The 24,764-nt window shown below is 70.7% G+C and carries 21 protein-coding genes, 1 tRNA gene and 2 pseudogenes; 9 read left to right on the top strand and 15 right to left on the bottom strand.

From position 1 onward, the window contains the following. The first annotated feature begins 25 nt into the window (after nt 1–25). Nucleotides 26–697 carry a hypothetical protein gene (locus ACSNOA_RS01305; RefSeq protein WP_436655352.1) on the top strand — a complete coding sequence of 224 codons (672 nt, stop codon included), beginning with the start codon at nt 26–28 and terminating at the stop codon, nt 695–697. A 33-nt stretch (nt 698–730) separates the two neighbouring features. Here the strand turns inward: ACSNOA_RS01305 and ACSNOA_RS01300 are convergent, their stop codons facing one another. The 7 genes from ACSNOA_RS01300 to ACSNOA_RS01270 form a co-directional block, all read right to left on the bottom strand. Further along, nucleotides 731–1,267: a C40 family peptidase gene (locus ACSNOA_RS01300; protein WP_436655350.1), complete on the bottom strand. Its 537-nt coding sequence runs from the start codon at nt 1,265–1,267 to the stop codon at nt 731–733. Nucleotides 1,268–1,566: 299 nt separating this feature from the next. Then, nucleotides 1,567–3,819, bottom strand: a complete 2,253-nt coding sequence (locus ACSNOA_RS01295; protein WP_436655348.1) for an FtsX-like permease family protein — start codon at nt 3,817–3,819, stop codon at nt 1,567–1,569. Next, nucleotides 3,816–4,487 (bottom strand): ABC transporter ATP-binding protein, encoded by a 672-nt coding sequence (locus ACSNOA_RS01290; protein ID WP_436655346.1) that lies wholly within the window; start codon nt 4,485–4,487, stop codon nt 3,816–3,818. Before ACSNOA_RS01290 ends, ACSNOA_RS01295 begins: the two co-directional genes overlap by 4 nt. Next, a complete protein-coding gene (locus tag ACSNOA_RS01285) occupies nt 4,484–5,011 on the bottom strand; it encodes a PadR family transcriptional regulator (protein WP_436655344.1) in 528 nt (175 codons plus the stop codon). Before ACSNOA_RS01285 ends, ACSNOA_RS01290 begins: the two co-directional genes overlap by 4 nt. Nucleotides 5,012–5,155: 144 nt before the next feature. Next, a complete protein-coding gene (locus tag ACSNOA_RS01280) occupies nt 5,156–6,418 on the bottom strand; it encodes a hypothetical protein (protein ID WP_436655342.1) in 1,263 nt (420 codons plus the stop codon). A gap of 128 nt (nt 6,419–6,546) precedes the next feature. Next, nucleotides 6,547–7,053, bottom strand: coding sequence for a GNAT family N-acetyltransferase (locus ACSNOA_RS01275; RefSeq protein WP_436655340.1), 507 nt, complete (start codon nt 7,051–7,053; stop codon nt 6,547–6,549). Between the two features lie 70 nt (nt 7,054–7,123). Further along, the gene (locus ACSNOA_RS01270; RefSeq protein ID WP_436655338.1) at nt 7,124–7,816 is read right to left on the bottom strand and encodes a TetR/AcrR family transcriptional regulator; all 693 of its coding nucleotides are present in this window, start codon (nt 7,814–7,816) and stop codon (nt 7,124–7,126) included. A 97-nt stretch (nt 7,817–7,913) separates the two neighbouring features. Here ACSNOA_RS01270 and ACSNOA_RS01265 point away from each other — a divergent pair, with 97 nt between their 5' ends. The 3 genes from ACSNOA_RS01265 (at nt 7,914) to ACSNOA_RS01255 (ending at nt 11,221) form a co-directional block, all read left to right on the top strand. Then, on the top strand, nt 7,914–9,035 hold the full coding sequence (locus tag ACSNOA_RS01265) for an FAD-dependent oxidoreductase (RefSeq protein WP_436655336.1): 1,122 nt from the start codon (nt 7,914–7,916) through the stop codon (nt 9,033–9,035). A 66-nt stretch (nt 9,036–9,101) separates the two neighbouring features. Next, on the top strand, nt 9,102–9,473 hold the full coding sequence (locus tag ACSNOA_RS01260; protein WP_436655334.1) for a hypothetical protein: 372 nt from the start codon (nt 9,102–9,104) through the stop codon (nt 9,471–9,473). Between the two features lie 599 nt (nt 9,474–10,072). Beyond that, entirely contained in the window at nt 10,073–11,221 is a 1,149-nt protein-coding gene (locus ACSNOA_RS01255; RefSeq protein ID WP_436655332.1) for a low temperature requirement protein A, read from the top strand. A gap of 109 nt (nt 11,222–11,330) precedes the next feature. On the opposite strand, the gene ACSNOA_RS01250 is transcribed toward ACSNOA_RS01255, so the two are convergent. Continuing rightward, nucleotides 11,331–11,813 (bottom strand): DUF4440 domain-containing protein, encoded by a 483-nt coding sequence (locus ACSNOA_RS01250; protein ID WP_436656176.1) that lies wholly within the window; start codon nt 11,811–11,813, stop codon nt 11,331–11,333. Nucleotides 11,814–11,868: 55 nt separating this feature from the next. After that, nucleotides 11,869–12,393, bottom strand: a complete 525-nt coding sequence (locus tag ACSNOA_RS01245; RefSeq protein WP_436655330.1) for a TetR/AcrR family transcriptional regulator — start codon at nt 12,391–12,393, stop codon at nt 11,869–11,871. 342 nt (nt 12,394–12,735) lie between these two features. Here ACSNOA_RS01245 and ACSNOA_RS01240 point away from each other — a divergent pair, with 342 nt between their 5' ends. Continuing rightward, nucleotides 12,736–12,897 carry a hypothetical protein gene (locus ACSNOA_RS01240; protein WP_436655328.1) on the top strand — a complete coding sequence of 54 codons (162 nt, stop codon included), beginning with the start codon at nt 12,736–12,738 and terminating at the stop codon, nt 12,895–12,897. A gap of 3,024 nt (nt 12,898–15,921) precedes the next feature. On the opposite strand, the gene ACSNOA_RS01235 is transcribed toward ACSNOA_RS01240, so the two are convergent. Then, complete coding sequence (locus tag ACSNOA_RS01235; RefSeq protein ID WP_436655326.1) at nt 15,922–16,470, bottom strand: IS1096 element passenger TnpR family protein; 549 nt, start codon at nt 16,468–16,470, stop codon at nt 15,922–15,924. A 942-nt stretch (nt 16,471–17,412) separates the two neighbouring features. Between ACSNOA_RS01235 and ACSNOA_RS01230 the strand changes: the two are divergent. Next, nucleotides 17,413–17,591, top strand: a pseudogene (locus ACSNOA_RS01230) (PadR family transcriptional regulator); the annotation flags it as partial. A 258-nt stretch (nt 17,592–17,849) separates the two neighbouring features. Here ACSNOA_RS01230 and ACSNOA_RS01225 read toward each other — a convergent pair. After that, entirely contained in the window at nt 17,850–18,473 is a 624-nt protein-coding gene (locus ACSNOA_RS01225; RefSeq protein WP_436655325.1) for a hypothetical protein, read from the bottom strand. Between the two features lie 1,692 nt (nt 18,474–20,165). Between ACSNOA_RS01225 and ACSNOA_RS01220 the strand changes: the two genes are divergently transcribed. After that, a tRNA-Lys gene (locus tag ACSNOA_RS01220) sits at nt 20,166–20,237 on the top strand. A gap of 35 nt (nt 20,238–20,272) precedes the next feature. Here the strand turns inward: ACSNOA_RS01220 and ACSNOA_RS01215 are convergent. Both ACSNOA_RS01215 and ACSNOA_RS01210 read right to left on the bottom strand, forming a co-directional pair. Further along, nucleotides 20,273–20,416, bottom strand: coding sequence for a DUF397 domain-containing protein (locus tag ACSNOA_RS01215; protein WP_436656174.1), 144 nt, complete (start codon nt 20,414–20,416; stop codon nt 20,273–20,275). Continuing rightward, nucleotides 20,352–20,887: pseudogene (locus ACSNOA_RS01210) on the bottom strand (Scr1 family TA system antitoxin-like transcriptional regulator); the annotation flags it as partial. The gene ACSNOA_RS01215 and the pseudogene ACSNOA_RS01210, both read right to left, overlap by 65 nt. Nucleotides 20,888–21,052: 165 nt before the next feature. On the opposite strand from ACSNOA_RS01210, the gene ACSNOA_RS01205 reads away from it, so the two are divergent. Beyond that, nucleotides 21,053–21,355 carry a hypothetical protein gene (locus tag ACSNOA_RS01205; protein WP_436655323.1) on the top strand — a complete coding sequence of 101 codons (303 nt, stop codon included), beginning with the start codon at nt 21,053–21,055 and terminating at the stop codon, nt 21,353–21,355. 75 nt (nt 21,356–21,430) lie between these two features. Continuing rightward, nucleotides 21,431–22,513 carry an NAD-dependent epimerase/dehydratase family protein gene (locus ACSNOA_RS01200; RefSeq protein WP_436655321.1) on the top strand — a complete coding sequence of 361 codons (1,083 nt, stop codon included), beginning with the start codon at nt 21,431–21,433 and terminating at the stop codon, nt 22,511–22,513. 153 nt (nt 22,514–22,666) lie between these two features. On the opposite strand, the gene ACSNOA_RS01195 is transcribed toward ACSNOA_RS01200, so the two are convergent. Together ACSNOA_RS01195 and ACSNOA_RS01190 are read right to left on the bottom strand one after the other, a co-directional pair. Continuing rightward, nucleotides 22,667–23,872, bottom strand: a complete 1,206-nt coding sequence (locus tag ACSNOA_RS01195; protein WP_436655319.1) for a hypothetical protein — start codon at nt 23,870–23,872, stop codon at nt 22,667–22,669. Between the two features lie 104 nt (nt 23,873–23,976). Further along, nucleotides 23,977–24,726 (bottom strand): ZIP family metal transporter, encoded by a 750-nt coding sequence (locus tag ACSNOA_RS01190; RefSeq protein WP_436655317.1) that lies wholly within the window; start codon nt 24,724–24,726, stop codon nt 23,977–23,979. Nucleotides 24,727–24,764 lie beyond the last annotated feature (38 nt).

The raw sequence follows: 24,764 nt of genomic DNA, 5'->3' as shown, positions 1-24,764 counted from the left end.
GACACACCCTGAGAGGACCATCACCGTGCGCCCCCCGCTTCGGGCCGTTGCCACGCTGGCCACGGTCGCCGCGCTGGTCACCGGATGCAGCTCCGGCGACGACTGGTCGCGGCCGCATCCCAAGCCCGTCCCCGTCGGCGCCCTCGGGCAGGGGTTCGTCGACCCCGCGCGCCCTCCCGCGCCGGAGGCGACGATCACCCCGCGACCCGGCTCCTGGGACCCGGTCCACCCGCCGGAGGACTACCGGGTGCTGTTGCTCACCACGGGCGACGACGCCCCGACGCGGGCGCTCGTGGCGGCGGTGAAGGACTGGGCCGAGGCCGAGGACGTCGACCTCCGCACGATGGTGCCGAAGGACCCGCAGGACTTCGTGCCGAGCATCGACCGGGCCATCCGGATGCGCCCCGACCTGATCGTCAGCGCGGGCAACGACCTGATCGACCCGCTCGCGATGGTCACCCCGAACCACCTGTCGCAGCAGTTCCTCGTGGTGGGCGCCGAACTGGCCGAGCCCACGCACAACGTCACGGCGGCGGACTGGTCGGGCGCGTCGTTCCGCGGCGAAGGGCTCGGCATGTCCTCGACGTACGACGCCGCCTCGTTCACGGCCGAGCGCTGCGCGGCGGCCGTCCGGGCGGGGGTCGCGGCCGTGCTCTCCGACCTGACCGGCATCGTGATCTGGCTCGACCAGCACTAGCGGCCTCCGGGACCCGAGAGGCCGGCGGTCGCGTCAGTATCCGTTCGGCGTCAGCACGTCGACGAAGATCGGGTCCGGTTCCGTGCCGCCGAGGGTGATCGAGTCGTACTTGACGTAGCCGTAGTAGGCGTTGGCGTCGATCACCTGGTTGTTGCCGATGTAGACGCCGGTGTGGTCGAGGTCGCCGCCGTAGCGGATGCCGTCGTTGGGGTCGGTGTCCCAGAAGATGAGGTCCCCGGGGCGGGGAGTGGTGGTCCGACGGCCCTGGTTGATCTGCCCCTGCAACCAGTAGTTGAGCTGGAGGCCCCGACCGGTGGCCGCGTAGGTGCCGTCCCAGATGGCGTGCCGGTTGAGGCACTCGCAGTCGACCGCCGCCGTACCGCACGTCCAGCCGTAGGCCAGCCGGTAGGGCGTGCCGAGGTACGCCTTCGCGGCGCTCACGACCTGCGCGCGTACGCCCGCCGCCTGGGCCGGGCCGGCGGCGGCGAGCGTGAGCCCCGCAGCGGCCAGGACACCGCTCGCTGCCGCCGCGGTCGCCCGTCGGGCCGCGCGCTTCCATCCACTGGTCACTGCTCACCCCTCCTGTCCGGCGGCGATCCACCGTTCGGGACCAGCCAAGAACAGATGGAGACAGACGTCAATGTGGTCACTCCACATGACGCTGGTGGCGGCCAGGTGGGCGATCGGCGACCGGATCGCGCCGCCGGTCAGAGGACGCCGGTGAGCCGCCCCCGCCAGCCGGCGAGGACCGCGCCGGGATCGGTGTCGAGCACCCGCCCCGGAAGCCGGTAAGGGCGCGGTGCGGCGCGCGTGAACCGGCGGGCCCGGCGCTGTCGGTGGATGCCGAGGCGCCGGGCCCGCCGGCCGGTTCACTCGTTGCGGGCCATTTCGGGGCCGGTGATCCGGCGCAGCAGCGGCAGAGTCGAGGCGATGATCCCCAGCGACACCGCGAGCCCGCCGGCGACCATGAGGTAGAACGACGTGTGCGGCGCCAGCAACGTGTAGTCGAGCTGTGCCCGCAGGAACAGGTGCGCCGCCAGGAACCCCATGCCGGTCGCCACCGCCGCGACGAGCAGCAGTGGCACGACGGTCTCCAGCGCGACCACCCGGCGCAGGGTGCGTAGCCGCACCCCGGTGAGCCGCAGCATGCTGAACGGCCGCTTCCGGTCACTCAGCCCCCCGGCCACGCTCACCGCCAGGCTGCACCCCGCGATCGGCAGGCTGGCCAGCATGACCACGTTGGCCAGTTGCTGGAACTGGTTCATGAGCCGTGCCGAGTCCGACTCCCACTCGGCGGTGCTGGCCGGAAACCGCTCCGCCGGAAACGCGTTGATCAGCATCGTGCGGGCCTGCTCGAACGCCGAGCGGCTGGTGGTGTCGACCACCACCGACCGGATCGGCCGCCGGTCGACCTGCGCGGGGTCCATGTCGGCGGCGGGCCAGACGTAGCTGTCGTTGGTCAGGTCCCACGCGCGCTCGCCGATGAGGTCGTCGGCCACGGCCGCGACCTGCGCCCCGGCCGGGCAGCTTCCGTACACGGCCAGACGGTCCAGCTCGGCGCAGGTGATGACGCCGGGCCACCACTGCTGGTACGCCGCGGACGGTGTCGGCTCCGACCCCACCCGAATCGGAGGTGGCTCCTCGACCGGGTTGGCGCGGACCAGGGTCACGCTGCGTACCCCGGGGATCGTCGCGAGCCCGGCCGGAATCTGGTCCGCGGTGGGGGCCGGTCCCTCCTCCTTCGGGAACCACGTCGACAGGGAGGTGGCGGCCACCGAGTCGGTGCGTGGCTCGCCGCGGTTGGCCACGTAGGTGGTGATGATGCCGGTCGCCACGCTCGTGATGAACAGCGCCACGATCAGGCCGCTCACCGACCGGAACCCCGCCTGCGGGTTGTCTGACAACCTCCGCGCGGCGATCAGCGTCGCGGGGCGGCTCGCCCGCCCGGCGAGCAGCCGGGCGGCGATCATCGTGAGCCAGGGCCCGGCCAGCACGAGCCCGACCAGGATCAGCAGGAACCCCGAGAGGTACGCGCTGATCTGGCCGTTCGTCGTAGGTGGACGCCGGCCGATGAAGTACGCCAGCTCGACCAGACCGGCCACCAGGGGAATGACCCGCCAGGCGCGTGGCGGTTTCGGCGTCACCCGCCGGCTCACGCCCAGCGGTGAGATCTGCACGCGTCGCAGGGCCAGCCAGGACGCCACGACGGCCCCGACCGGGATGCCGACCGCGACCAGCAGGACGTTGACCAGGGTGAGCGACAGGTCGGCCGTGAAGAACGGTTCCCCGGTGAACGGGATCGCCGCGAGGCCGGGCCGGACCGCGAGGAACAGGCCGAACCCGACGGCGGTCCCGGCGACGGCGGCGAGCGTGGACTCGACCGCGGAGATCAGTGAGACCTGCTGCGGCGTGGCGCCGACCAGTCGCATCGCGGCGAACCGCTGCTCCCGGCGGGCGGCCGCCAGCCGGGTCGCGGTGCCGATGAACATGAGCACCGGGAAGAGCAGCGCCGTCGCGACCACCGACAGCACGAGCGCCATGCCGTCGTGGTTGATGCCGACGTAGCAGCCGCGGGGGCAGCCGTCCGGTGAGGTGGCCATGATCTGGGTGACCTGCCGGGCGCCCAGGGGCTCCAGCTCCGCGGGCGTGCGGCCGATGACGATCAGCAGAGAGTCGGGCGAGGGGAGCGCCACCTCCCCGATCGTGCCCACCTCGTGGCCGGGGAAGCGGTCACCGAGTTCCGCGGCCGGGGTGGTGCGCAGCAGCTCGCCGAGGGCCGGCGAGACGTAGAACTCGCCCGGTGCGGGCAGCTTCGGGATGCCCGGCGGGACGGGCGCGTCCGGGCCGCTCGCCGCGACCTCGACCCGGCCGATGGACGAGCCGCGGTAGTAGTCCTCGCGGATCAGCCACCACATCGGGTCGACGGACGGGTCGGTCGAGGCGGGTGCGACGGCGGTGTTGAGCCAGGCGTACCGCTGGTTCTGCTCGCCGACCGCGTTCATGCCGGCGAGCGTCGCCAGGAGCATGCCGACACCCAGCGCCACCGCCGTGGCGATGATGACGAGCCGGGTGGCGGCCTCCCGGCTGCCCGCCAGGGACAGGCGCAACGCGAAGCGGATCATGAGTGCACCAGCGCGTTGACCTTGCCGTCGCGCACGATGACCTGCCGGTCCGCGTACGCCGCGACGCGGGCCTCGTGGGTCACGAGAACGACGGTCGTGCCCTGCTCGCGCGCCCACGAGACCAGGAGGTCCATGACCTGCTCGCCGGTCAGCGAGTCGAGCGCCCCGGTCGGCTCGTCGGCGAACAGCGCGCCGGGGCGGGCCACCAGCCCACGGGCCAGCGCGACCCGCTGCGCCTGCCCGCCCGACAGCTCACCGGAGCGGCGGCCTTCCAGGCCGGCCAGGCCGAGCCGCTCGAACCAGGGCCGCGCCTCCTTGAGCGCGGCGGCCCGCTTGACCCCGTTGAGCAGCAGCGGCAGCGCCACGTTCTCCTCCGCCGTCAACTCGGGCACGAGCTGGCCGAACTGGAACACGAACCCGAACTGGTCCCGCCGCAGGGCGCTGCGCTGGCTCTCGCTCAGCGTGTCGATCCGGTGGCCGTCGAAGTGGATCTCGCCGGAGTCCGGTACCAGGATGCCCGCGAGGCAGTGCAGCAGCGTGGACTTGCCCGAGCCGCTCGGACCCATGATGGCGACGATCTCGCCCGGGGCCACCGCGACGCTGGCCCCCCGCAGCGCCGGCGTCTCGCCGAAGTTCAGTGCGACCTCGCGAGCCTCGATCGCCTTCATCTCCCCGCCACCTCCTTCCGGAGGGCGCCCAACCGAGCCACGGTGGTGTCGATCCAGTGGAGATCGGCCTCCAGGTGGAACAGGCCGTGGTCGGCGAGCATGGTGTCGACGAGGTTGCCGCCGCGCTTGACCTCGGTGAGTTGGGTCATCCGCCGCAGGTGCGCGGCGCGCTGCGCGTCGAGGTACTCCTCCGCGGGGCGGCCGAGCATCAGTGCCAGCACGACCTTGCTGAACAGCACCGTCTGGAGGTGCGGTTCCGCATCGACCGGCTCGGCAAGCCACGACTCGAACTCGGTGGCGCCCTGGTCGGTGATGACGTAACGCTTGCGCTCGGGGCCCTCACCCGGCTCCACCTCGCCGACCACGATCTTCCCGTCGCGGACGAGGCGGCCGAGGGTCGCGTAGACCTGGCCGAACGGCAGCGGCTTGCCCCTGCTGAAGAAGGTGTCGTAGTCGCGCTTGAGGTCGTAGCCGTGGCTGGGCTCGCGTTCGAGCAGGCCGAGGAGGGTCATGGGAACGCTCATGCCGGAACCATACCCCGAGGGTATACCTCGCGTATATACCTCGGGCGTACTCGCGTTCCCCGCCATGAGGAAGGGGCCCCGACCGGCGTCCGGTCGGGGCCCCTCCGTTTCGGCCGCGGTCGCTCAAGGGCGACGGGGTGCGGGTCAGCCGACGGCGACGAGCCCGATGTCGAGGACGACCTCGTCGCCCTGGGCGAGGAAGAACGGCTCGCTCTGGGACTCCTGGAAGTCGGGCGAGTCGTACGTGACAGTCACGTCGGAGTCGGTGGCGTCGTCACCCGCGTTCGCCGACGTGAACCGGTGCGTGGTCGAGTAGAGGCCGGCGAGCAGTTGGTAGTCGCCGTCGTGCACCGCCGCCCGGAAGGTGCCGTCGGCGTTCACCGTGACGTTGCGCTGAAAGCTGCCGAGCGGCTGGAGCGCGAGGCTGAGCTCCCCGGTCGGCGCCGCGCCCTCGTCCGCGTCGCGCTGCCCGTCCGCGTCCGCGTCGAGCCACACGCGTCCGCTGACGTACGCCGGCGTGCCATAGAGGAAGCCGCCCTCGAAGACGTTGCCGCGCGGGTCCTCGTCGGGGGTGCTGGTCGAGACGGTGTAGGTCACCGGGATGCGGTCGCCCGGCTGCCCACCGGCCGGAACCGACCCGCTGAAGGAGAGCACGGGCGTCTGCGCGCCGGGCGCCAGCGGCCCGTTCACACACTCCCACTCCTGGCCGGCCACGACCGTGGTGCACTGCCAGGACGGGTCCGACTGGTCGCCGACGCCGCCGAAGATCCCGGTCGGGGCCACGACATGGACCCGGACGTCCTCGGCGGCAGCCGTGCCGAGGTTCGTCACGTGCAGGGGCTGCTTGACCCAGTCGCCCTCGATGACCTCGGAGCCGGGAATGTAGCCGACGTCGGTGATGCGCAGGTTCGGGTAGGTGACGCTCGCGTCGTAGGTCACCGTCTGGGTCGCCGAGTTGTTCCTGGTGGAGGCTTCCCGGCTGGTGGAGCTGACGGACGCGGTGATGGCACCGCTCTGGCCGTCCGTACCCTCGCGGAACTGGATGCCGAACTCCAACGGCGCGGCGCTCTGCCCGGCGGCCAGTGCCGGGTGGTTGCAGACGAGCGCCGGGCTCACCGCCGTGCACTGCCAGGAGTCCGCCACGGGGCCCTCACCGCCGATGTAGGCGCTGGCGGGCAGTGTGACGGTGACGGTGAATCCGTCTGCGGTCGCGACCCCCGCGTTCGCGACGGAGACCCGGGTCTCGACCAGTTCTCCCGCTACGGGGATCCGCGACCGGTCGACGGTGACGTCGGCCGTGAGGTCGGCGCGGGCCGGTGCGGCCAGCGCGGGGGAGGCGGTGCCGAGGGTGGTGCCGAGGACGGCCAGCGCGAGGACCGCGCCGGACCGTGGTGACGAGATGCGCATGCAACTCCTGTCCGAAAGGGCCGTACCCGGTCGGGCACGGGGAGCCCGAGCGACCGAAGATCACCGATGCTCCGGACGTATTGGCGGCGAGCCGCAATCCCGCGTTACACCGCTCGGCGAGACTCTTTTCACGCCTCCGGCCGCCAGCGGAGCCAACGCTCGTCGTGCGCAAAGCCCCGCCGCTCGTAGAAGCGCACCGCCTCCTCGGTGGAGTGGACGGTCACGTGTTCCAGGTCGAGCTGGCGTGCCGTGGCCAGCACGGCCTCCAGCAGGACGGCGCCGATCCCGCCGCCGCGCAGCTCGGGCACCACGTACACCGACTGGACGTCGCCGAACCGCCGGCGTCGCCCCGTGGGGCTCGGCACCCGGTCGGCGACCATCAGCCAGGCCATCCCGACCACCTCCCCGTCGACCTCGGCGAGGAAGGGCAGGTGCGTCGACAGGTGGTCGGCGGTCCAGGTGGTGAACAGCGCGATGAAGTCGTCGCGGTCCGTGCCCGTGTAGCCGCGTTCCTCGGTCAGCCGCCGCCACCGCAGGCCACCCAACGCCGGAGCGTCCTCTGCCGTCGCCGCGCGTACGGTCACCGCCGCACCGGCCGCGTGGGTGGCCCGGGAGGAGGAGTGCGTGTTCGTCATGTCCGTAACGCTAGGGGCCGTGCGGCCGAAGGGTAAGTGTCGATCGCCGTGGCGTGACCCATGACGGTCGTCATGCCTGCGAATCGTGGTTGGTGATGCCGTCCAGGATGGTGACCAGGTTGTGGTGGAAGGCCTCCTCGGCGTCGAGGTGGGCGCCGTCGACGACGAGCCGGGCCACGGTGGGGTAGCGGCCCGTGTCGAGCATGCGCGTCAGGTAGGGCCCGAGGGCGGCCTGCCAGGCGGACTCGTCGGTGCCCGTCGAACGGGCGGTGCGTCGCTCGGTGATCTCCCTGCGGAGCGCTCCGACGATGAACGCGTTGAGCGCGCCCAGGGCCCGCTGGAGATCGTCGATGTCGCGTACGCCCGGGGCCTGGCTGAGCGCAGCCGCGGTCGATTCGCCCACGGCGAGCGCGTGGGGCCCCAGGTGTGGTCTTGCGCCGAGCAGGTCGGCGAACCATTCGTGCTCGAGAGCGGCCTCGCGAGTCCGGCGGAAGATGGCCAGCACCGTGGCGCGCCACTCGGGGTGCTGCCCGGCCTCGGCAACCTGAGCGGCGTCGGCGACCTGGGCGGCCTCGGCGATCTGGGCGTACACGGCGTCGACCATCAGATCGAGCAGTTCGGATCTGTTGGTCACGTAGTCGTAGAGCCGCATCGGGCCGACGCCGAGCTCTTTGGCGATCTTGCGTACCGACAGCCCATCGAGGCCGTGCGTGTCGGCGATCCGGATCGCCGTGGCGGCGATCTTCGCGCGGCTCAGCGGCACTGGCGCCGCCCGCGGCTTAGGCTCGGGCCGTTCCCAGACGGGCAGCGGTGCGCTACCGTACGGCGTATCCACAAGATACATCGTACGGTAACGGGGGATGACGATGCGAATCGCGATCGCCGGCGGTGGCCTCGGCGGCCTGACGCTGGCCCGAATCCTGCACCGGCACGGCATCGGCGCGGTGGTGTATGAGCGCGAGGCGAGCCGATCCGCGCGATCGCAGGGCGGGTCGCTCGACCTGCACCCGGAGTCGGGGCAGCGAGCCCTGGCCGCGGCGGGCCTGGCCGGCCGGTTCCGGTCCGAGGCGCGGCCGGAGGGCGAGGAACATCGCATCCTCGACCCGGCCGGACGCACCCTCGTGCACCACACGCCACAACCGAGCTCGTTCTCCGGACGCCCCGAGATCGACCGCCGCGTACTGCGCAATCTTCTGCTCGACTCCCTTCCCGCCGACACTGTCCGGTGGGGGCACCGGCTCGTCGCGGCGACGCCACGACCCGACGGAAGCTTCGAGCTGACGTTCGACGGCGGCCACCGCGCCGACTGCGACGTCCTCATCGGCGCGGACGGCGCACGCTCGGTCGTCCGGCCGCTGCTGACCGACGCGACACTGACCTCCGTGGCCACCCTGGTCGAACTCAGCATCGGCGACGCGGACCGGCGCCACCCCGATCTCGCCGAGCTGGTCGGCCCCGGAAACCTCTGGTGCGTCGGCGCGAGCCAGATCCTGGCGGCACAACGCCTCGGCGACGGCAGCATCCGAGTCGGGATCTCCCTGCCCCCGGGCGATCGCCCCCTGGACACCAAGCGCGCTCTGCTGGACATCTTCGACGGCTGGAACCCCCGCCTCACCGCACTCATCGAAGCCGGGGACAGCCCGCCGACCGTACGAAGGATCGAGACGATGCCGACCGGCACACGCTGGGCCCACCAGCCCGGCATCACCCTCATCGGTGACGCCGCGCACCTCATGCCGCCGGTCGGCGAGGGCGCCAACCAGGCCATGCTCGACGGCGCCGAACTCGCCGCCGCGCTCGCCGCCAACCCCGCCGAATCCGACGCGGCGATCCGGGCGTACGAGGAGGAGATGTTCACCAGGACCCGCGCGATCGCCGAGATGTCCGCACGGGTCCAGGCGATGATGCTGTCCCCCACCGCGGCCGACGACCTCGTCCGCTTCTTCACGCCGCGGCCCACCGAGCCGGCCCCCACAGCCTGACACGCGCCTCGCCCGTTGGGCGCTGCTGCGCCCGAACGCGTCGTAGGTGGCTGGCAGGCTGAGCACATGATTCGAGGGACGTTGATTGCCGAAAGCCTTCGTCCGTCCACTGACCTGCGGGTTGTGGGGTTCAGCATCGTCCGGCTCCGGCGGCAGGACGTGTCGGACTCGGCCGCGGATGACCAGCCGAAGGTGTGGGCCCTCCTCGACTTCGAGGCGGCGGACGAGGCAGCCGACGAGATCGGACATGCGCTCGCCGAGGCAGTGGCTCCCGACGGTGGCTGGTACGCCGACTTCACCGTCGGCGATGACCGCGTCGTGGTCTTCGCTCACCGGGTGTTCCGCTACCGGCACGGCGATCGAGCCGGACGAGCCGAGGCGAACAAATACGGCAGGACGGTGGGTGTCCCGGAGCGCCAACTGGATTGGGGCGAGTGAGTGGGCCGCGAGGGACTCGAACCCTGAACTGATGATTGCCGACGAGCCAGCCGGATCGGGTGGGGGTGCGAGGTCACCAGCTTGTCTTTGTCGTTGCCGGCTCGGTTCGGGTGGCACGGCTGCTGTACTTCGCTGCTGTACTGGTGGCGTCGGCCGAGCGGCCTCCCTGGCCCCGCCGAGGAACCGGCGGTGCAACACGCCGGCCGGCGTCCACGGCATGTCCTCGGTGGCTTGGACGAGGTAGGAGCCGAGGTAGAGGGCGAGGAAGACCGGGGCGTCGGCATACTCCGTCCGCTTTCGAGTGGGGCAGGGCCAGGGCAGGTCGCAGCCTCCGCAGCTCCAGATCGGCATGACGGGGCCGTGGGTGGTCACCGCACACGATCCAGGAACCGCACGGTGATCGTCCGGGCCTGCCGGCTGGTCGCCCACCCACCTGTCATCTGCGGCTCACCACCGCTCTGTCGCCGAGGAACATCGATCCCGCTCCAGGCCGCGTGCTCGGCGAAGAAGATTAGGTCATGAGACGGATCTTCAGGTCCCGGCCCACGGTGACCGACGAGACCCACCGGGCGACCGCGTTCGAGATCTTCTTCGACCTCGTGTTCATCCTCGCCCTCACCCGGATCATCTCGTTCATGGGGCAGCCGCCCACGCCCCTCACCATGGCGCAGGGGCTCATCCTTCTGCTGCTGCTCTGGATGGCCTGGACGACGTACACCTGGCTGAGCAACCAGGTCCGTGCCGACAGCGGCCTGATCCCCGCCGGCCAGATCGTGGCGATGGCGGCCATCGTCGTGACCGCCCTCGTGATACCGAATGCCTGGCAGCACGGCAACGAGATCCTGGACGCACCACTGATCCTGGTCATGGCCTACCTCGTGCTTCGGGGAGTCGACCTTGCTCTCTACTTCCACGTCGCGGCCGGTGACCGGCAGATGCACACCACGCTGCGCCTCTTCACGACAACGACGATCCTCGCCTCGATACCGCTCGTCATCGGTGCCATCGTTCATGGCACCGCGCAGACCCTGCTCTGGTCGGGCGCGTTCGTCATCGACTTCAGCGGCGGCTTCATCGCCTCGGCTCTCAGCGGGTGGCGATTGCGCAGCCCCACCCACTTCACCGAACGGCACGGCCTGGTGTTGATCATTGCGATCGGCGAGTCGCTGATCTCGGTCGGATCCGGGGCCGGACTGGGGGCGGCGCGCGGGCCGGTGCTGGTGGCGGCACTGCTCGTGTTCACCACGGCGATCTGCCTGTGGTGGCTCTACTTCAAGAACACCGCGATGGCCGCCGCCCAGGCACTCGGAACGGTGCCTGTCGCAAAGCGCGGGCGAGTGGCCAGCAACGCGTACAGCTTCACGCACTTTCCCCTGATCGCCGGCGTCATCTACACCGCGCTGGGTAACGAACAAGTCCTCGCTCGCCTCGCCAACGGCCGACCCCCGCACGTCACGCCACCGTTGAACTGGGCCTCCATCGTTGCGCTGTACGGCGGGATCATCCTCTTCCTCGCCGGCCGAGCGATGTTCCTCCGACTCACCGTCCGGTCCATTCCACGAGTGCAGATCGTCGCCCTCGGCGTGGCGCTGCTGCTGCTACCCGTCGCCCGGATCCTGCCCGCTCTGGCCGCGCTCGGGCTCCTCACCGCATTTCTCGTCGCCCTGGTCGGCTACGAGTGGTTTCGCCGGAGCAGACAAGTGCTGGCAACGGGCAGACCTCAGGAAACGGTGCAACCGGACCGTTGACCGCTTCGGTGGAGGAACCCACGAGCTCGAAGTCCTGTCAGGATGAGTCGCACGAGCTGCGAAAGCCGTCCGGCAACGTCCGCCTCGGGGGCGCGGCGTCGGCCGGTCGTCAAGGCGGTCGGCGTGGTCGCCCGACCGGACAACTCTTCAGGCATCGCCGAGAGAGCTGGAACTGGATCCCGGCCAGTCGCCAGCCCTCAGGCAGCTCAACCCAGGTCTGGCTGACCCGCACTGTCAGCGCCATCTCCTGACCGCGCCAGGTCGAGTGGCTACGCTGGACGCACCGCACGATGGCCGCGTGACGGTAGCAGCATATTTTGACGTCGTTGCTTTCCAAGCTCAGGTAAGAGAACTCGGCAAACTTGCCGAGCCATTGTGCTTTGTCGAGCACGTAGCCCTGCTCGCCCATGGACCTGAGTCCTCCGTCAGCAACGCGTTCAAGGCGTCGACGTCGGCGCGCAACTCGGCCTCGTCGAAGGCGCGCTGGAACCGGTGAACGCCGGAGGTCATGATCAGATCCTGCTCGACCCTGTGTCCGGCCGGGATGCCGGCCCCCGGACGTCGCATGACAGGACGTCTCGTCGGCGCCCAGCCTGCCGCCCTTTAGGCGCGTATCGGGTCGGTTGTGTGCCCACCGCGACGATGCGTCAGAGCACGGCGAGCCGGTCCACCAGCAGCTCCGTCCTCCGCTCGGTGTCCTCCGGCGGCAGCCGTCCCGCCCGGGTCAGCGTCGCCAGACCGTGCAGGGCCGCCCAGAACACCTCGGTGAACAGCCCCGGGTGGACGCCGTCGCCGGTGACCTCTCCGAGGCTCTCCAGCAGGGCGGCGAAGGCGTCCTTCAGAGGTTCTGGGGTGTCCGCCTTCGCGAACGCCAGGCCACCGTCGAGCTGGAACATGGCGTCGTAGACCGCCGGGTTGCGTGCGGCGAAGTCGAGGTAGGCGCGGGCGAGGGCAGTGACCCGGGCGCGCGGGCCGTCTGCGGCGGAGGCCGCGGCCCGCACCGCCGCGGCCATCTCGGCGGCACCTTCGAGGGCGACGGCGCCGATAATCTCGCGCTTACCGCGGAAGTGGCTGTAGAGGACGGGTCGGCTGTATTCAATGCGCTCGGCGAGCCGGCGCGTGGTGACCGCGTCCCAGCCCTGCTGCTCGGCGAGTTCGCGGGCCGTCGCCAAGATGAGGCGTTCGCGGTCCGCCCGTTCGCGCTCTTGCGTTCCTGCACCGACATGATTCGGGTCTCGCGCTGGGTCCCTCCCGTGCCAGCCCACGACCGTTCCCGCCGACGGGGCACCGTCGCCGGCACGCAGTGACAGAGGTATCCGTCGATGACATGGCCAGCGGTGGACACCGAACATGTCATCGACGGACATTGGCACTCCGCTCGCGTCGGCGGCAGCCCCGTGCGTGAGACTCACCCCGGTGGATGGACAAAATGCCAGTAACGCCGGATGCGGCCACGGTGCCGTGACCACGGCACCGTGGCCGCCGGTGTCAATGGCGCAGGGTGTCCGCGCCGCATGGCCAAGTCGAGTGTCACGACCGCGATGGCCGCGTCGGCGAAGGACGTGTCCAGCGTGGCACTGGCACTGCGTCCGGCACTCGTGGCAGGTGTCCGCGAGCATGTCACCGCCCTGTTCAACGGTCCTGCCGGGCAAAATGTCAACGACCGGCGTCGATGACGTGGCTGGTGTTTCGGACACGAGGTCAGGGCGCGCCGGCGCGTGTCACGATCGCTGGCAACCCGTGCCGCGGACACCTTCGCGCGACCGCCGTTGCCGTGTCACGGCCACGGTGTCAGTCGGCGTTCTTCGTTGACATTGGGGGTGCGTGTCCGGACATGCGGCCGGCGAGCTGGGACGGCGGCGGCATGGCCGGCGTTGTCGTGTCATCACGCCCGCGTCAAATCGATGGGCATCTGTGCGGCGGTACCACGTGTCCGGTCACGCCCGCGGCGGTGGCGCTCGGTGCTCCACTGCACGGGAAGGCGCTGACGACGGCACGTCCGCCGCCGTGCCACAGCAGCCGGAGGCAGACGTAGGCGCCACGGCTCGTGCCGCGGGTGCGTTGGCGAGCGTGGCGACATCCAGCACCTTACCGGCGGCGCCACTGCGCATGTCGTTGTCGCTGCCGCCGACCAGGCTGGTGGGCGTGTGAGCCGCTGTGAGTTCCTGTGAGCCGCTGTGGGCGGCTGTGAGCGCCGCGAGGGGCCCGTGTCATTGAGGCCATGCTTGCGTCGGGGATGCCTCCCTGGGTGACGGGGTTCCGCGTCCGCTCGCACTCATAGCCCTGCTCAGGGCGGCGACGGGAGATCCCACTGGCCGCCGCTGGCGCGGCGCGGCAGGCCGCTGTGAGTGGCTGTGAGTTCGGCAGGCGTTCGCCAGAGCACACAAACGACGGTTCATGAATGGGAGCCCGGTAGGGGTGCCTGATGGCGTTTGACCGCCCGTGAGGATCGCCCTTGGCGCCGTCGCCGCCTGGGCAGCGGCGTCGCGCCAGCGCGTCGGCTGACACCCGGTGTCCGCCTACCTCACTGCGCTTGGCCGTCACGCCGTCCCATGAGGCGTTCCTCGCTTGCCTGGAGTGAGGTCGAGCGGCCCGGCGACCTGTGCCCGGGGTCCGTGTTGGCGTCGATGTCGGCCCCCATGTCTGGGTCGCCCTTGCAACTGCCCCCGGAACGGACCCCTGTGTGCCGCTGTCATCGCAGTACACGCCGCCGGTGATCGAATCCGTCCCAACCGACAAAGACTCTCCGGTCTCTCCCTTACCCAAGCGGGAGACCCAGACCAGGTCCAACCATCTGCTTCGCACCCAATCCACACTGGCCGTCCGCGACCACGTCGCTCGGCTGGCTGCCGACCACGGCATGCTGACCGCGCCGTAGATCGCCCACGCCCTGTTCCCGCCACTGGAGTTCACCCAACCCCGGCTCTGCCGGATGTGCTGCTCCGCGCCGTTTATGCCCTGACACCCTCCAAAACGGGCTCTGTCAGCTCTGGCGAACGCTCCCCTGATCTGACAGACCCCTAACAGCGGAGGGGCTGACCTGACAGCCCTGGTAGGAGGCCGTCGCCTCGCGCGCCGGTTTCACCGGTTCGGTGGGCGGGGCGCGCCGGATGTCAGGGCATCGCGGTTGGCCCCTGACGCCACCGCCGGACACCGAGCGTGACGGAAACGCCTGAACGCCGGTGCCGCCTCGCCCAAGCTGCTTGACGTTCGTATGGCGGCTGAGCTGCTCTGTCAGACCCGGCGCTGCCTTGTCGAGCCGTGTCAGATCGTTGTTAGACGCCCAGGGCGTTCGCTAGAGCTGACAGGAGCCGGTTTGAGGGCGTAGGAGTTTCCACGCGGTGTCCGCAACGCCGGAATCGGACCCACGCGGGTCGACTGAGCCCGGGAGGTCGGCGTCGGGCTGGGCGATGACCGTCTACACAACGGCAGCGCTCTACGGCTGGGGCAGGTGAGGGGTGCGGAGAGATCGTCAACGAGCGGCCATTTCGCGACTCGTTCTGGGGCTTCGGTGACCCCTTCGTCTGGGGCTTCACCGTGCTTTCACCACCCGCATACGACCACCGCACCCCGCGCAACGGCCGGATGCGGCTGTCAGCGCAGCACACCGCCGGTGACCGGCCCTCGTCGCCGGCGGTGGCAGTTCCAGACTCCCTCCCAAAGGAGGGAGTCTCCTTCCGCTTCCTCCCCAGGAGGCCGCTGACATCCCGCCACGGCAGGGTCGAGAAGGTCCCACGTGGTGACCAATGATCAGGCTGCCGCCCCGTGGACCGGGCCGGATCTGGTCAGCCGCAACGGGCGTGGCCGCCAGGACGACAACGACGTTCGCCAGACACCACCGTGAAGGTGACCGGCGCAAGCCGTTGACTTTCCGTCGGACCAGAGCGATCGTCGAAAACCACCCACTCTCAGGTGATCAGCAACAACTCCCCGCCCGCCGGCAGCTCGGCGTCGCCCGCGTCACCACGCCCACCCGCCCTCGCGGCCGGTCGGCCGGTTGCCGCCCCTCGCCACCACGCTGCTCGGCCGGCCCTGGAGCCCCGAACGTGGACCTGGTGATCCTAGCCGGCCACGACGAAATGATGAGCACATCAACCTCTGCCGGTGCGACGGCCCGCCGGATGTCGAACGCCGCCGTCGGATGCGGCCCAGGCCCGTGCCCCGTGACGTAGACGATGCCCAAGAAGCGACGTACCCGCCTGGCCTGGGGCGCGGGCAGCAACGTCACGGAACACGACTGGAACCCGCCAACTGCCCAACACTGACGGCCGCAGCGCCGCGCCGGGCGAAGTGGTGCCGCCGCCGGAACGGCGGTCAGCCTCGACCTACCGGCACGCTGTGGCACCGCTTCACGCCCCTGAGCGAGGGTTCCCGTCACCCTGCCGGCCTGCGGTTGTCCAGCGCACGTCGAACGGCCCCGCCCCGCCATTGGCGGTCCTGCCCTGCCGCCGGCCCCGTGCGCCCGAGCCCAGCTGAGGCACGGGAAGGCAGCATCGCGGTCCTCACCCGGCCCAGCGAGAGGTAGCTTGTCGCCGAGCGCCCCAGGCCGGGGCACACGATCAGAGCCTGCCGGCGAACAGGCTGCCCTTTCCCTCTTCCGGCCGGTCATCTCGTCGATCACAAGCCCGTAGCACGACCTCGCTCATCCAGAGGCAGGTCAGCACGCCAGAGCGCGCGCCGTCCGGCGCCGTCCGGGACCGCTACTGTCCGCGTTGGCGAGGTCCCCACCACGGCAGCAGCGGCGGAAGCTCGGCAAGCGGTCGCCGCGGCGGTTTCGGCGGGAGCGTCTCGCCGTCGTCGCCGTCCCAACGCCGTCCGTACTGATCGGGCAGGTCACCCCACCCGAAGTACGGCATCGGCTCGGCGGGCAGACCGCCGAGCGTCTCCAGCGGGTCGATGCGGGACTCGGCGACCCTGCACAGGTGCGCCCAGTCGTCGCCGAAGTCGAACACGTACGCGAACTGCTCACCGCCACCCAGGCGACTCAGCTTGGTCCGGTCGCTGTCGACGCTGCCCTCGGGGGCCTCGCCGTCCCACAGCTCAAGCGGCGTGATCTGGGTCTGGTCGGCCAGCGTGAACATGTGCATGTGGGCCAGGTCCCAACGGGCGAACGCCAAGTCGATCGCGTCAGCGAGCTGGGCGAACGTATGCGACCGGCTCGCCGCGAAGACCCTGCCCGGCCGAGGCCACAGGTCGACGCCGCGACCGGAGACCAACTCGACCCGTACGGACAGCCAGGTACGCGTCACCGCTCACCCTCCCACCGAGAACCGTCGCCACCACCGCCTGAACACTACGAAACGTCACCGGCGCGCTGGCCTCGGCCGTGCCCTCGCCGGTCGGGCCTGATTGGTCGGCGGACATTTCATCAGCGTGCCCTTGAGGGGCCATGATCGGCGGCGCCAACGACAGGCCGAAGCGAGATCACGCTGCGGCACTCACAGGCGTCACCAACGGCGGGAGCGACCGCGTCGTGGTGGGCGCCGCCAGCCTGACAAGCTCCGCGCCGTATCAGCCCGCGCAGCGTCTCGTCGACCAGCGTCACCGAATCTTGCCGTCGGCGATCGAGGGACTGCTCGAACCGCCGCCACGCCCCTCCGCACACCAACGAACAGCGGATTCTCGGCCACGCGTGTCTCCACGCCGCCAGCCCCGGACAGCCGCCAGGCGAGACGACTTGACCTTCCGCCAAAGGTGAGCGTCGATCGTGTCCGTTGTCCATCCACCCTCCTCGGCGGAGGACATGACCCATCGACGAAGGGCTCCCGCCATGCCTGGTGAACGCCTCAGCAAGCTCGCCGTGATCCCCGACGATGTGACCGACCCACTCCTGTGGCGGCTCGCCCTCGACGTCATCGGCGCGCACCAGCCCGACAACCGCGGCAACTGCCGCAACCTACAGTGCGCCGGCCAACGCGGCATGTGCGACGCCGCCCGCACCGCCCACCGAGCCATGGACCTAGCCAGGCGGGCGCGGCCAGCCGTCACCCCAGCCACGACCCGGCAAGCGCATGGACACGCCGCTGTGGTCGCACCCCGGTCGTCGGCGTTTCGCGGCTGGTTCACCACCTCACCCGCGCGGCCCCCGGCATCCCCACTCTGGCGGCGGTCACCCCGGCCCGCCTCTCTGAAGGCTGCGGCCGCATAGACCGAGATGACAAGACGATCAACGGCCGAGTGCCCACGCCACGCATGGCTACGGCGGCATCAGCGACGTCGCCGCGCTGTCCGGCGGGCGGCGAGCATGGCGTCCCGGCACCCTCTACGGCGCGCACTCGACCGGCTCACCGACGAGGGACTGGTCGAGCCAGACCACGAGGAGATTGTCGAGGGACGACTGCGCCGCTACTACCGCCCCACAGAGGCGGGGCAGGTCCGTGCTCGCCGCTGAGACCGATTAGCTGCGCCCAAGCGTCGAGGCCGCCAGCCAGCGGTTGGGGGCCCACCCCGCAGGTCTCAACCACGTCGGCGGTACGCCGCGCGGCTCCGCCAGCCACCCCCTCAAGGACAAGACGGCCGCTGGGTACACGGTCGAACTCAGGCACCGGGGCCCACGGTTTCCGCTTCCTGCGCCGCTCCTCGTCATCGGTGAGGACGTGTGGCACCTTGTCGTGCTCCTCGCTGATCCTCACCGCGCGCTGGGACTTCTCCAACCGCAGCGACAGTGTGGGCCGCGCGCCCTTGGTGTTGACGACCAGGCGGTGCCCGCGGTTACGAGCTGCCGCCGAAGCTCGTGTCCGTCCGGAATCAGCTTGTGCTGCTTCGCCGCATGGATGGCCCGCCGGTAACGCGCCCGCGTCTGCTCATCCGGCTCCTCAATACGTACGACCCCGTCGCCTTGTGCCAGCTGGTCGAGCAGTTGCTGCGCCAGGGCAATGGTCGCCGACGCTGTGCCACCGGTGCTCGCCGCCGCCGATCGCTGTCCGGGGACGCTTGCCGGCTCGCTTTTCGGCCGGGTCGTCGGTGGGTTGGCCACGTGGGCAGGGTCCTCGGGGTGGAACCCGTGCTGAAGGTAGAAGCGGCCCGCCTCCGTGACAGTCGCCCGCCACGTCCCGTCCATGCGGGTGATGTGCAGCAAACGGCGGGTCTGCAGCGCACGGGCGGAGGTTCGGTGAGCGACGCCCTCTGGCGTACTGAGGTCATCGCCGTCGGCGATCCGACGCAAGAAGTCCATTTGGCGACCGTTGAGCCGGTCCCAGCGCTGCATCAGATAACCGTGCCTGGTGGAGACAACCAGCGCAACGACGAACACCCGCAGTCGCCAGGCGTATAGCGGCTCACCTACTGCTGGCCAGCCTGGCGCACGGAACTTATCGCGCATTTCCTCGGACGAACAGCACAGCTCGTACCCGCTCGACTGCGACCTCCTTATGTGCCGACGCCCGGCACCGTGTCCGTCCTAGAACTCGTACGCGCCGAGGCACCCTTCCGATCGCCGAACCACACCCGGTCGGCGGGAGCCGCATTGTGATGCTGCCCTCGACCGAATCGTTACGGTCCAATTCCCACTGGTGACTCTGAAGGTGGTTTGGATGACACAGCTGCGCCTCATCGCCTCGATGGTGGCCTCGCTGAACCAGAAGCGGGTGAAGGTCTTGCGGCTCGACCGCAACGTGGACAGGTTCACGTAGGCGCCGGTCCAGTCGGCGAAGCAGATGCAGCGCCATTGGTGACGGGAGGCAGGGTGCGCGAGGCGCAGGACGGTTCGAAGGGGCGTGTAGCCGATGACGGACTCCTATTCGCCCGCCTGGCCCCGATTCTTGCCCTGCCTCGTCCAGCGAAGGAACCTTCCGAACAGGAGAACGTGATCTGGCCCAGGCTCGGGATTGAGCTTGCGTAGGTCGTCGGCCGCCTCGCCGAGCATTGACGCCAAGTACACGCTCAGCGCTACTTGATCGTTCACGTACTCCCGAGAAAGTCTCAGCCGAGCCTCCCCGCACGGCCAGGGTTGCCCGCAGACTCGACACAACCATATGGGGCGGATGGGTAGGTGCTCACGCATGCCTGCCGCCGTTCGCGCGGTACGCCTGGCCTCTCGTGAGTAGGTTTCCGACCCACACGATTTCGGTCTGCTGGTTCCAGTGGGGTGGCTCGGTCCGCCTGGGCGGCTCGACCCGCCGAGGCTCAACGGGTACGGCCAGCCGCTTGTCGGGGCATGTCTTCCACCTCAGTCCGCAGGAGCAATCTCGGCGGAACCAGCGCCGCCGCACGGGCCGATGGATGGGTGCGAGCGGTACTGGTTTAGGTGCTCGGCGCATGGGCATGCGCCGACTCTCGCCGATGTGTTGACGACTCGTCAAGGGGGTAGGGTGACGTGTCGTAAATGCCCCCGGTCGGATGGTCGGCACCGATGACCGGGGACGTTATGGCCATGGCCGAGATAGCGGCCTTCCTCGGTGTGTCCAGGCAGCGAGCGAACACGCTCGCTGACCGACCCGACTTTCCTGAGCCGATCGCGCACCTGACCGTGGGACGGGTGTGGGCGACGGCCGACATCCGCGTCTGGGCAGAGAAGCGCCGCAGGGAGCTCGAGGGCGAAGCCGGCTAGATCAAGCCCTCTTCGGCCGTAGCCGGCAGGTCCAGCTCCAGTTCAGCACGTGCCGAGCGCGATGCTTCCACATGTCAAGGGTCTGGACCGGTGGGTATCCGTCCGCACACCCACCTACCAGGCCGTACAGGCGAACGCCCTGCGGCTCCATTGGTCATACCAGCCGGCCGCTACGGGTGCAGCAGACCAGACTGGGCCAGAAGTCGCCTACCTCTCGCAACCCGGCGCTGACTGAATTCTCAGCGGTAAGGCAACCAGCCCCACCTGTGCGCCGAGCCGGGAGCCCTGCCCTGGCGGGCCGTTAGTTGCCTGCCGGGGGTAGATCAGCATCGCTCATGTAGACCGGGGGCGGACATCAACCGGGACCTAGGTGGTCGGGTAGCCTGACAGCGCAGAGGGCCGTTAGCTCAATGGCAGAGCTGAGGACTTTTAATCCTTAGGTTCTGGGTTCGAGTCCCAGGCGGCCCACAATCATCGTCGGCGACCTGGGCGAGGAACGCGCGTCAGGCTGCGGGCACGAACGTGAGGGCCGGCCTGGACGGGTCCTTCGAGTCGCGTACGGCCACGATGCCGGGCGGGTTGTCAGCAACCTCGACGCAGTTGCCGCCACTCGCGCCGCTTCGGGTGGACTTCCGCCACCGGGCGATACTGAGGTACGGCTCTCCACTTCCTTCAACAGATCGATGGACTGCCGACGAGGCAGGGCCTCGTTACGCTCGCTCTCCCACCTGGCCTGAAGCGGTGGCGACTCCGCGGAGGCGATCAGGCGGCCACCTGCTCCTTCATGAGCCCGCCGAAGTCGTCGCCGCTCCTCCGGAGAGCTGCCTCGTCGAGCACGGCACGAACAGGGGCGCCTGGTCTCCGCCGAGGATCTTCTGCCGCTCCATCCGTGCGGCGACCCGTTTCTCCACCTCGTCGTCGGTGAGCGTGTCGATCGTGCGCAGGACGGCGCGGACGTAGTTCTCGATCTAAAGCAGGCCCGGAACCAGAACCGGTTCGAAGTACCGGAGTTGGCTCGCTGAGCATTCCGCGTCGAGCCAGGGCAGGAACCGCGACGGCGCTCCCCCCGTGGCAACGAGTCGTTCGAACAGGCCGCCGGTCTTCAAGCCCCGGCCGGCGTCTTCGCGGCCGAGGCCGGCAGCAGCTCGCCGAGGCGCCCGGCAGTGTGCCCGACCTGGCCGAGCGGTTCACCGGGTGGGCCCGCCCGCGCGGGTAGGCGACACCGGCCACCGTCCCCGGTACGGCCAGGCATGGACCCCGGCGGGGCGGGGAACTGGTTCGGCATGCGGTTGACCAGCACTCCGGCTGTGGCGGCGTCGAGTGAGGAGACCGGCCCCGACGGGTCGCGGGCGCCCGGCGGCGAGGTGCACGCCTGGCTGCCGGGTCAGAACCAGACCGTCTGCGGCCTGCCGCTGAGCCGTACCCGGCTGCGGCGTTTCCCGCACGTACGGTTCGACTACTCCTCGACCGACGTGCTCACCTCGGCCGACGCGGTGGGCTGGATCTGCCCGCGCTGCCTCGCGGCCACCGAGGGTCGCCGCCGGGACGAGAAGCACCGCTGGGTGCGCCACGCGCCGCGCCCCTGACCAGCGCACGAGCGCTGGTGCGCGTGACGCGGCCCGCGCACGTATAGGGGCGTTCTGGGTGGGTACGGGGCGAGCATGCGGATCGTGGTGGTCGGGGCGAGCGGCAACGCCGGTACGGCCCTGCTGCGCCGGCTGCGGCGGGAGCGGGGCGTCGAGCTGGCCGGGGTGGTCCGCCGGATTCCCGGCGTGGAGGCCGGTGAGCCGTACGACCAGGTGGAGTGGCACTCGTGCGACGTCGGCCTGCCGGGCGCGGCCGACCAGTTGGCCGAGGTCTTCGCGGGTGCCGAAGCCGTGGTGCACCTGGCCTGGCAGATCCAGCCCAGCCACGACCAGCGCGTGCTGCACCGGACCAACGTCGGGGGCAGCCACGCGGTGATCGACGCGGTGGTCCGGGCCAAGGTCCCGGCCCTGGTGTACGCCTCGTCGGTCGGCACCTACGCGGCCGGCCCCAAGGACCACCCGGTCAGCGAGCGCTGGCCGGCGACCGGGGTGTCCGCGTCGTCGTACAGCCGGGACAAGGCCGAGGTGGAGACGCTGCTCGACCGGGCGGAGCGGGAGCACCCCGAGCTTCGTGTGGTGCGGATGCGGCCCGGCCTCAACTTCCAGCGCGACGCCGCCACCGAGATCAGCCGCTACTTCCTGGGGCCGTTCGCACCGGTCCGCCTGCTCCGGTACGGCCGGATTCCGCTGGTGCCCACCCACCGCCGGCTGCGGATGCAGGCCGTGCACACCGACGACGTGGCGGAGGCGTACGCCCGGGCGGTTCTCGGGGACGCGCGCGGCGCGTTCAACCTGGCCGCGGACCCGGTGCTGACCCCGGAGCTGGTGGCCCGGCACTTCCACGGCTGGACCGTGCCGGTCGCCGCGCCGCTGCTGCGCGCCGCGGCGGCGCTCACCTGGCGCGCCCGGTTGCAGCCGGTCGACGGGGGCTGGGTGGAGCTGGCGTTGAACGTGCCGCTGCTGTCCAGCGAGCGGGCCGAGACCGAGCTGGGCTGGCGGCCGCGCGTCGATGCCCTCAGCGCCCTGAAGGAACTCTTCGCGGGCATGGCCGACCGTGCGCACACACCGAGCCCGCCCATGTCCGGCGCGCCCACCCTGCCCGGCCGCCCCGGTGCCCTCCTGAAAGGCCACCCCGCCGGCCACAAGAACCCCTACTGACCACCCACGCCCCGAACCCCACCGCCGGACCCCCACTCACCCCGGCCCGCGACCGGTGATCATGAAGTTATTGCCGCGACACGCCGAGGCGGCGGGCAATAACTTCATGATCAACCGGGCCGCCCACCCCCGCGCAGGCCGCACGGACCGCGGTCAGCTCAGGCGGGAGCCCGGTGTCGAGGGGTTGCGGGCGCCGAGGAAGAAGATTCCGGGGTAGCCGCGCGTCTCGAACTGGCCGCTGCGGTTGCGCCGCAGCGTGGAGTTCTCGATCGTCATGGTGCCGGTGCGGTCGTTGCTCACGAAGAAGATCGCACCGCCGCCCTCGTTGGCCCGGTTGTTCTCGATCACCGTGCCCGCAATCTTGACGGTGAACAGGTTGCCGTCGCAGTAGATCGCGCCGCCGCTGCCGCCGCCCGGCGTGCCGGCCTTCGCCGGGTTGGCGCCGCTGCCGATCGCCTCGTTGCCGGTGAACAGGCTGTTCAGCACGATCCACGACACGCCGATGCTGCTCAGCGCCCCGCCGTTGGAGCAGGAGCCCGTCTCGAAGGTGCTGTTCACGACGTACACCGGCTTGTTCTCGTACTGGCTCAGCACCCGCAGCGCCGCGCCGCCCAGGTCCGGCCCCGTCCGGTCGCAGCGGTTGCGGACGAAGCGGGTGTTGACCACCTTGACCCGGCCGCCCCGGACGAAGATCGCCCCACCGCCGCCACCCTCCGCCTCGTCACCCGTCGAGTTGCCGTCGGCGAACGTGATGTTCTGGACGGTGAGCAGCGGGTGGTCCTGGTTTTGGCAGTGCGAGGTGGTCCAGCCCTGCGCCTCGTCGCACGTGTTCATGTAGAGGATCCGGCGCTTCCCCTGCCCGCTCAGGGTGACCTTGCCGCCGCCGTCCAGCACGACCTTCGGTCCGTTCGCGTTGCGTACCTTGGCCGTGGCCGTCATCCGGATCGTCACCGGGTCCGGCCCGCAGTCGAACGTGATGACGCCGCCGGCCGCCACCGCCTTCACCACGGCCGCCGAGGTGCAGCTCGCCGGGGTGCCCGTGCCGACGGTCCGCGTCGGCCGGGAGGTGTCCACCGCCCGCGCGTCGGCCGGCACCGACGCGCGCCCCGCCGGATTGCCCACCCGGAACGTGGTCGACGGTCGGCGCGACGGCGACGGGCTCGCGCCCGGGCCGCCGAGACCGGCACGGGCGGCCGGGGCCGCCGGTTGGTCGCCCGTGGGCAGACCGGCGGTGGCCGAGGGCGCACCGGACGGGGCCGGGGCGGGACCGCCGCCGCCTTCGTCGCCCGAGCCGCAGGCGGGCAGGGTGGCGGCGACGACGCCGAGGGCCAGCAGGACGAGGACGGGCTTCGCACGCACGCCCCGATGCTAGGAGCGGACCCGCCGCCGGAGCGGCACGCCGGGCCGGCTTAACCCGCAACTAAGCCGAATGCGGCCGGATCGATGCCGAACGGATGACGGGCTCAGGCGTGCGAGAGGCCGTACGCCAGCAGGAACCCGGCCACCGTGATGAGACCGACGAGCAGGTGGGCGTCCTCGAACGCCTCGGGAACCATCGTGTCGGTGATCATCGCGAGGATCGCGCCGGCGGCGAGCGCGGTGATCGCGGCCAGCACCGCGGGTGGCGCGTCGCCGAGCGCGGCCCGGCCGACCAGCGCCGACACGGCGCTGACCAGCGCGATCCCGGTCCAGAGCAGGAAGACGAACTGCCCGCTGCGGCCCGCCTTCCGCATGCCCGCCGCGCTGGACAGCCCCTCCGGCACGTTGCTGAGGAAGACGGCGACCACCGTCACCAGGCTGACGCCGCCGCCGGTCAGCAGGCTCGCGCCGATGACCACCGACTCGGGTACGCCGTCGAGCACCGCGCCCACCGCGATGGCCGACCCCGACCCCGGCAGCTCCTTCTCGGACGGCTGCCGCGCGCCGGAGCGCTTCCGGTGCCGCGCGCCGCGCCGGGCCAGAGCCAGGTTGGCGAGCGTGTACGCGATCGCGCCGCCGGCCGCCCCGAGGGCCGTCGGCAGGATCCCGCCCCGCTCGTGCGCCTCGGCGATCAACTCGAACGAGACGGCGGAGAGCAGCACGCCGGCCCCGAACGCCATGATGGACGCGTTAATCTGCTGCGGCACCCGGGCGTACCACCCGACCACCGCCCCGAGCAGCAGGGCCGACCCGGCCAGCAGCCCCCAGCCCCCCGCCTGCAACCATTCCGGCACCCCGACGACCTACCCCTCCCTCGCTCCACCGCAAACCG

Origin of the sequence: Micromonospora sp. URMC 103, assembly GCF_051386435.1 — a bacterium.
GTDB lineage: Bacteria > Actinomycetota > Actinomycetes > Mycobacteriales > Micromonosporaceae > Micromonospora.
This window is presented reverse-complemented; position numbering and strand designations above follow the sequence as displayed.

What these genes read in the sequence shown, in the direction of transcription:
- ACSNOA_RS01295 (WP_436655348.1), bottom strand. Translation starts at nt 3,819, where the DNA reads ATGATCCGCTTCGCGTTGCGCCTGTCCCTGGCGGGCAGCCGGGAGGCC.
- ACSNOA_RS01290 (WP_436655346.1), bottom strand. Translation starts at nt 4,487, where the DNA reads ATGAAGGCGATCGAGGCTCGCGAGGTCGCACTGAACTTCGGCGAGACG.
- ACSNOA_RS01285 (WP_436655344.1), bottom strand. Translation starts at nt 5,011, where the DNA reads ATGAGCGTTCCCATGACCCTCCTCGGCCTGCTCGAACGCGAGCCCAGC.
- ACSNOA_RS01280 (WP_436655342.1), bottom strand. Translation starts at nt 6,418, where the DNA reads ATGCGCATCTCGTCACCACGGTCCGGCGCGGTCCTCGCGCTGGCCGTC.
- ACSNOA_RS01275 (WP_436655340.1), bottom strand. Translation starts at nt 7,053, where the DNA reads ATGACGAACACGCACTCCTCCTCCCGGGCCACCCACGCGGCCGGTGCG.
- ACSNOA_RS01265 (WP_436655336.1), top strand. Translation starts at nt 7,914, where the DNA reads ATGACGATGCGAATCGCGATCGCCGGCGGTGGCCTCGGCGGCCTGACG.
- ACSNOA_RS01260 (WP_436655334.1), top strand. Translation starts at nt 9,102, where the DNA reads ATGATTCGAGGGACGTTGATTGCCGAAAGCCTTCGTCCGTCCACTGAC.
- ACSNOA_RS01240 (WP_436655328.1), top strand. Translation starts at nt 12,736, where the DNA reads ATGGCCAAGTCGAGTGTCACGACCGCGATGGCCGCGTCGGCGAAGGAC.
- ACSNOA_RS01205 (WP_436655323.1), top strand. Translation starts at nt 21,053, where the DNA reads ATGCGGTTGACCAGCACTCCGGCTGTGGCGGCGTCGAGTGAGGAGACC.
- ACSNOA_RS01200 (WP_436655321.1), top strand. Translation starts at nt 21,431, where the DNA reads ATGCGGATCGTGGTGGTCGGGGCGAGCGGCAACGCCGGTACGGCCCTG.